The sequence below is a fragment of the uncultured Fretibacterium sp. genome (genome assembly GCF_938030725.1).
GTDB lineage: Bacteria > Synergistota > Synergistia > Synergistales > Aminobacteriaceae > Fretibacterium.
In genome coordinates, this window is record NZ_CALHIQ010000134.1 from 1 (window position 1) to 6,985 (window position 6,985).

Annotated in this window: 4 protein-coding genes and 1 pseudogene; all 5 read right to left on the reverse strand. The window is 68.4% G+C overall.

Translation table 11 applies throughout. The annotated features are described in order from the left end of the window. Window positions 1-968 (reverse strand): hypothetical protein (locus Q0629_RS07805; RefSeq protein ID WP_298781045.1); only part of this gene is annotated, 968 nt, incomplete at its 3' end. Continuing rightward, window positions 968-2,935, reverse strand: a complete 1,968-nt coding sequence (locus Q0629_RS07810; RefSeq protein ID WP_298781047.1) for a hypothetical protein — start codon at window positions 2,933-2,935, stop codon at window positions 968-970. The genes Q0629_RS07805 and Q0629_RS07810, both read right to left, overlap by 1 nt. Window positions 2,936-3,094: 159 nt before the next feature. Then, the gene (locus Q0629_RS07815; RefSeq protein WP_298781049.1) at window positions 3,095-5,209 is read right to left on the reverse strand and encodes a thioredoxin domain-containing protein; all 2,115 of its coding nucleotides are present in this window, start codon (window positions 5,207-5,209) and stop codon (window positions 3,095-3,097) included. Beyond that, on the reverse strand, window positions 5,209-5,868 hold the full coding sequence (locus Q0629_RS07820) for an HAD family hydrolase (protein WP_298781052.1): 660 nt from the start codon (window positions 5,866-5,868) through the stop codon (window positions 5,209-5,211). The genes Q0629_RS07815 and Q0629_RS07820 overlap by 1 nt, the downstream gene beginning before the upstream one ends. A 38-nt stretch (window positions 5,869-5,906) precedes the next feature. After that, a pseudogene (locus Q0629_RS07825) lies at window positions 5,907-6,985 on the reverse strand (hypothetical protein); the annotation flags it as partial.

Here is a 6,985-nt window from a genome sequence, read left to right on the forward strand (position 1 = left end):
CCGTCCGCCGTGCCGTCCGGCACGAGGAGGAGCCCATGGAGGAGGCGGGGTCCGCTCCCGATCTGCAGATTGGCCAGCCAGGCCGTCAGCCTGACGGTGACGCCGCTCTCGTCCGGGAGGATGGAGAGCGCGCCAGCGGCCTCCACCTCGGAGGCGGGGACGCCGCCCCGGCCGACGACCGCGTAGGCCGCGTCGCCCGCCCCGGCCCCCTGAAACGTCAGGGTCAGGGCGCGGAACAGCTCCTCAACGTCGGGTACGCTGCCGCGGGTCGCCTCGCGGCCCAGGAGCTTCGAGAGTTCCGCCCAGGCGTAGGCGTACTCGAAGCTGACGGACAGCAGGTCGCCGCGGGCGCTGTCCGGTAGGGTGAGGGTCACGCCCGGCCTCGCGGCGTCCGCGTACTCCTGACGCCGGGAGAAGGCGATGGGCGACGTGGCGGGGATGCTTCGGATGGGGGAGGGGGAGGCGTTCCACGCCAAGCGGAAATCGCGCTGGAATGCCGCGCTCTCCGTCGCCGCCGGGTCCAGGTCCGCAAAGCCGAGGGCCATGCCGTACCGCGCCAGTTCCTCGTTGAAGCGGCTCAGCCGCTCCAGGACCCGCGGCGCCACGTCCAGGTACGTCGTCCGGGGCCTCACGACGACGGAAACGGCGTCGGACGCGGAGGAGGAGCGGACCGCGACCTCCGCCCGGCCCGGCGCAACGGCGTGGATGCGGGCGCTCTGGTTGTTGAGGCGCTCGACACGGACCGCGCCCGCGCTGCTGCTCCAGCTCAGGCTGAGGGCGGCGCTGTCGTCCGAGATCGGGTTCCAGTCCGCGTCGTAGGCCAGGGCCGTGAGGCTCAGGGACTGCCCCTGGAGGAGGTCCAACTCCCTGGGCCCCTGGATGCGGACGTATTTGACCCCCACAAGCCCAAAGGCGGCGGAGCAGAGCGCCCCCAGGCACAGGAGGCCCAGCAGGGGCAGGCGCCGCATCACCCCCGCCTCCCCCTGCACCGCAGCGCCGCGCCGAGGGCTGCCAGCGCGCCGAACAGCAGGCCCGGTCCCACCGCGTCACAGCCGCCGCCCGACTCCTTGGAGTCCTTCGGCGGCGTGGGCCCGGGGCGGTCGTTATCGACGTACTCCGCTGGGGCGACGTAGAAGGTGAGGTTCCACGCGTCGTCCTTCAGGCCATCGCGCAGGATCATGAAGGTGTTGCTGTTGGTGGCGGTCTGGTCCGGCACCAGGTACAGCGCCGGGCGCACGCCGTCGCGGGTGCCGTCCATCAGCATGGCGATGAAGCTCACCGTGATGACGCCGCGGTCCTCGTCCATGAACACCTTCACCTGGCTGTCGTAGGCCCCCCGCTTGATCATCTCCTGCACCATGTCCCAGGGGTTGTCGGGCTCGCCCTTCCGGCGGCTCAGCAGGTACACGCTGAAGGCCTGGGCGAATTCGTCGTGGACGTCCCCCGTCTTGTGCCACTGCTCCAGCAGGCTCTCCCAGTGGCGACTGACGTAGAGGTTCGTCCGCGGCAGGTTGAAGGTGACGTGCAGGGGCAACATCCCCTCCGTGCCCGTCTTGCGCAGGTTGGCGGGGACCCTCAGGTTCACGGAGAAGGAGTTCAGGACGTCCCCCGCCACGTAGTCGTACTTGACGGAGCCCGCGTTCAGGATCCGGGCCGCCGGGACCTTCACCTCCAGGAGGGGCTCTCCGTCCCGTGAGCTCATGGCCTTCGCCACGTTTTCGAGGAAGGTGGTGCTGGCCGCGCGGGGGTTGAACGCCTGGACCCTGTAGGGCGCGGCCTGGGTGGTGCCGCCGCTGCCCGTGTCGGCCTCGACGCTCCCCAGGTCCACGCCGAAGAGGATCTGGTGGTTCAGGGTCAGGCTGCGGAAGCCCGCCGCGGGGTCCACGGGGTAGAGGCGAAGCGGCGTCTTCTCGCCCTGGTTCACGTTGTAGCGCTGGCGGTAGACCGCCGTGAGCCCCGGGGCGATGTGGCTCTTCTCGTCCAGCTGAAAGCGCTGGGGCACGTCGCGCTGGTTCGGCGTCCGGGGCAGGTCGAACCTCCAGAAGGCGGGGTTCTGGTGCGCCCAGGCGTGCTGATCGTAGCGCTGGACGGCGTACCGGACGGCCGTGTGGTTCGTCACCTCGGTGGTGAGGGTGTAGTGAATCCGCTCGTCGTTGATGGGCCACGCTTCCACGGGCACGAACACCCACTGGTTGCCGCCCGTCGTCATGTCGGCTGTCACGTCCCACGTGAAGCGGTCGCAGGCCACGATGTTGCCCTGGACGGAGGTCGTGTTGTCGCGCAGCGCAGCGTTCACCTGAAGGGGCTCGTCCGCCGCCGTGCCGTTGTAGACGTTGGCGATGACGAAGGGGACCTCAAGCGTCTGGGACGGCGTGGAGGGGTAGGCGGAGCTGGGGTTCTGATGGAACAGGAAATTGCCCCTCACGCTCTCGTACACGCCAGGGTTCTTCCTCTTGACGAACTGGAGCTGGTACTGTTTCCAGGAGCGGTCGTAGTACGTTTTGCCCGTGGGCGTGCCGTTCGGCGTCTTCTGGACGGCGTAGATGGCGTTGTCCACCAGGGCGTCCGGCGTGACGGCGTCGGAGCCGAGCGAGGAGAGGTTCACCGTCAGGTTCCCCTGGGAGGCGGGCAGGACCAGAAACAGCGTGTGGATGTCCCGGTTCGACTCGCGGTCGAAGTCGCTGGTGGAGCGCCCGTTCACCACCTGCATGGAGTTTCGGTCCGACACGATGTCGCCCGAGGCGTCGAGCCCCGTCCCGCCCTTCGCAGAGTCGGCGGTGTCCCCCAGGGTGTCGTAGCCTCCCGTGATCACCATCCACTGCGCGCCCACTCCACTTGGCCCGTACAGGTCGTCAAACTGATACAGCGCCTCCGCCGGCAGCGCCAGCGCCGCGACGAGCGCCAGGGCGCCGGCCCGCTTCCAAAATTTTCCCATGCTGAAACCTCCTTGGCTGCTCCTGCGCTTTCGCGCCCGATCCATCATAGATAATATCCTCAGGGAAGCGCTGGTCATCGCAAGGACCGTTGGGATAGCCGACCGCGCTTCCTGACAGCTTGAATGTTCAACGGGGCTGCGCCCCGACCAGATCAGCGGTTACCTGTCCTTTGACCTTGCGCTCCGGTGCGCACGGGACAGCCTTCTCTCGTGGCGTGCGGCCCGCTCATGGCGCGCCGCGCGGTCCGGGCGCCGCCGGACCTCCTCCTCCGGCGCCGGCTCCACCCCTCCGTCCGGCGCGGCGGCTGCGGTTTCCTCCGGTTCCTCCGCGGGCTTTTTCCGGGGCTCCTCGTCCTTTGGCTTCACCGGCCTCCAGAGGGCCGACGCGGCGATGAGGGACAGGTGGGACACGGGGTCCTGTGCCGCAGCGTGGGCGAAGCTCGCGACGATCTCCTTGGACAGGTCCGCGTACCGCTTCTCCTCCAGCGCCGCGCCGAGGCGCGACAGAGCCAAGGCCGCCAGCGCGTTGGCGGAGGGCAGGTCGCCGTCCTCCGCCGTCTTGTAGCGCATGAAGATGTTTGCGTCGCTTCCGGGGGTGAGGAAGAGTCCGCCCTCCTCCCGGTCCAGACAGTTCTCGATCATGGCCTCCGCCAGAAGGGCGCCGTAGTCGAGCCAGTCCCGTGCCTGCTTCTCGCCAGCCTCGGCCTTGACGGCGGCGCGGTAGAGCTCCGTCACGCCCCACAGCAGCGCCGCGTAATCGCCGGCCAGGGCGGGGATATCCGAGCTGTCGCGCCAGCGGCGAAGCCAGCCGGCCTTCCTGTCCAGGAGCGTCTTCTGGAGGAAAAAGGCCGTGCGCTCCGCAAGCTCCCGCCAATCGGGGCAATCAAAGGCGGAGGAGGCGCGGGCCAACGCGCCGATCATGAGCCCATTCCAGCCCATCAGGACCTTCGCGTCGCAGGCCGGGGCCGGTCGCCTCCGCCGCGCTTCGAGGAGGCGCGCGCGCGCGTCGGCCAGCTTCTGCGCCGCGTCCTGGGGCCGCAGGCCGAACCGCCGGGCCAGCTCCGAGACGGTGGTGGCCTCGTACAGGATGTTGTAGCCGATCTTGGCACCAGCCAGCTCGTCCCCGAAGTTGCCCCCCGGCATGACGGCGTAGGCCGCGCAGAACAGGCCCGCCTCGCCGTCCGGCAGCAGGGCCCGAATCTCGTTGTCGCGCCACAGGTAGTAGCGCCCTTCGCCGTCGGCGCTCTCCGAGTCGATGGAGGTGTAAAAGGCCGGGGAGGAGTCCGACAGGTCCCGGGTGACGAAGCCGACGATGTCCTCTGCCATCGTCCTGTAGAAGGGGTCGGGCCTCACTTCCTGGGCAAGAGCAGCCGTCAGGAGGAGCGCGGCCTGGGTGGAGAGGAGTTTCTCGAAGTGGGGGGTGATCCAGCGTTCGTCCGTCGCGTAGCGGGCAAAACCGCCCCCCAGGTGGTCGTGGATGCCGCCCCGCCACATGCGCCGCAGCGTCAGGTCCACCATGGCGAAGGTTTCATCCCGCTCCTGTTGGGAGTTGAGGGCCGAGCCCGCCTGCTGGAGCAGGAAGAGGAGCTTCGGGACCTCCGGGAACTTCGGAGCCGTCCCGAAGCCGCCCCAGTCCACGTCGAAGGAGCGGCGCAGGGCGTTCAGGGCCTCGCGCGCCGCCGCGGTCCCCACGCGCCCCTTCCGGGGCAGCCTGCAGCGAAGTTGAAGCAGGGCCGTCAGGTCCTCCGCCGCCCGCAGGACGTCCTCCCGCTGCATCAGCCAGAGCCACTTGACGCGGGGCAGGATGTCCGTTATGCCGGGCATCTGGCCCGTGGTGCGCTTGGGCAGCCACGTGGTGGCGAAGAAGGGGCGCCCGTCCGGCGCCAGAAACAAATTGAGGGGCCAGCCCCCTGAGCCGTTCTGCAGCCGGCAGACCTCCATGAAGAGCGCATCCAAGTCCGGCCGCTCCTCCCGGTCCACGCACACCGGGATGCAGGCGTCGTTCATCAGCTCGGCCGTCTCCGGGTCCGAGAAGCACTCGCGCTCCATGACGTGACACCAGTGGCAGGACGAGAAGCCGATGGACAAGAACAGGGGCTTGTCCTCGCGGCGGGCGGCCTCGAACGCCTCAGGACCCCACGGATACCAACCGATGGGGTCCCTCGCGTGCTGTTGTAGGAAGGGGCTTCGTTCGTCCCCCAGACGGTTCTTCGGCAGCCAGGCCTCCTCCGCGGGGGCCGCGCCCGGCCGGCTGCGCTCCTCCGGTCCCGTCATCAGGACGCCTCCTCGTTCTCGGCCCTGACGATGTCCGGCAACTCCATCAGGGAGTCGATGACGCGCCACGCGCCGAGGTTTTCAAACTGCTCCCGCGTGAAGTTGCCGCGCGTGATGCCCACCCCCCGCACGCCCGCCGCGAGGGCGGAGCGCATGTCGAGGTCGGAGTCCCCAATGTAGAGCGTTTCCGCCGCCGGCGCGCTGAAGTCCCCCATCAGCTCAAGCAGCATGTCCGGAGCGGGCTTGAAGGGCCGCCGCCCGCCGTCCGGCCTCCTGCCGCCGATGAGCCGCTCGAAGTAGCGTGCTGTCCCGGATTGTTCCATGGTGGGGCGCGGGTCCTCCCGGTTTGAGGCCACGGTCAGATGAACCCCCATCGCCTGCAGGGCCGTCATAGCCGGCGCCAGGTCGGGAAAGGGGCGAAGCAGGCTGCGCTCCAGGGAATGGGACTTTTCGACGTAGATCCGGGTCCATTCGGGCCGGTACTCCCCCAGGAGTTCCGCGCAGAAGTCGGGAAGCGGCATGGCGATGCAGCGCATCACCTGCCCGTGGTCCACCCTGGGGCGACCCACCGCGTCGGCCACGGCATTGAAGCACGCCATGATAGCGTAGCTCGAGTCCACGATCGTCATGTCGTGGTCGAAAATCATCAGTTTGATCACGTTCTGCCTCCCAATCTGCCGCCTCCACCGTCGGATGGCTAACGGGTAGCGGTCAGGTCGTGGGCCTCCTGCATCAGGCGCTTGACAGTTTCCTCGGTGATCAGTCCCGACTCGTTCAGCCTGTAGAGGGCGCACCGGTAGATCTTGTAGAGCTCCTGTTCGTGCAGGTTGAACTTAGGTCGGTCACCCTGCCGGTTCTCGGACAGCTTCTTTATGACGTCCAGCGCGGAGTTCGCGATGTGCGCCAGCAGAAGGTCGCGGGTGTTCCCCTGGCCCGGGTCGAAGAGGGGCAGGGGCGACTGATTCTGAAGGATGCGCTGGGAAACGCTGTTGCGCAGGTCGCCGAAGTCCGTCGTGAGCTCCTGATCCGCGTAGATGTTGATGTAGAGGTTTTGAAACTCGGACTCCATGTTGGGATACAGCCGGGCCAGGCGCTCCTCGGCGGTTGGGGCGTCGGGTTCCTTCCAGGAGGCCATGGACCCTTCTCCCTTTTTCGCCTGGGGCTGATCCTCCGCAACGTGCGGCACGTCGGCAACGGGTGCCTCAGCTTGCTGGAATGGGGCGAAGGGCGCCGCGTGTGCGGTAAAAGGCTCGCCAGAGGCGCTGCCCCTCTGCGGGGTGACGTCGCTTTGAACAGCGTGCTCCGGACTTACCGCGGACTGCTGAGCAAAGGAGTCGAAGTCGAACACGGGGGTCCCCATCTTCGGGATCGCGTCCTCATGAGCTGCCGCGGGTTGCTGCGCGCCCGCGTCGAACGCGGGGGCCTCCGGCTGAGGGGCGACAGAGGGCTGGGCAGAGTAGCTCTGATCTGCTGCAGGCTGCTGCGCAAAGGAGTTGAAGTCGAAGACGGGGGTCCCCATCTTCGGGCTCGTGTCCGCCTGAGCCGCCGTGGGTTGCTGCTCGCCCGCGTCGAACGCGGGGGCCTCCGGCTGGGGGGCGGCATCGGGCTGGGCAGCGTAGTCCTGATCTGCCGCGGGCTGTTGTGCAAAGGAGTTGAAGTCGAAGACGGGGGGCTCCATCTTCGGGGATGTGTCCCCCTGAGCCGCCGCGGGTTGCTGCACACCCGCGTCGAACGCGGGGGCCTCCGGCTGAGGGGCGACAGAGGGCTGGGCAGAGT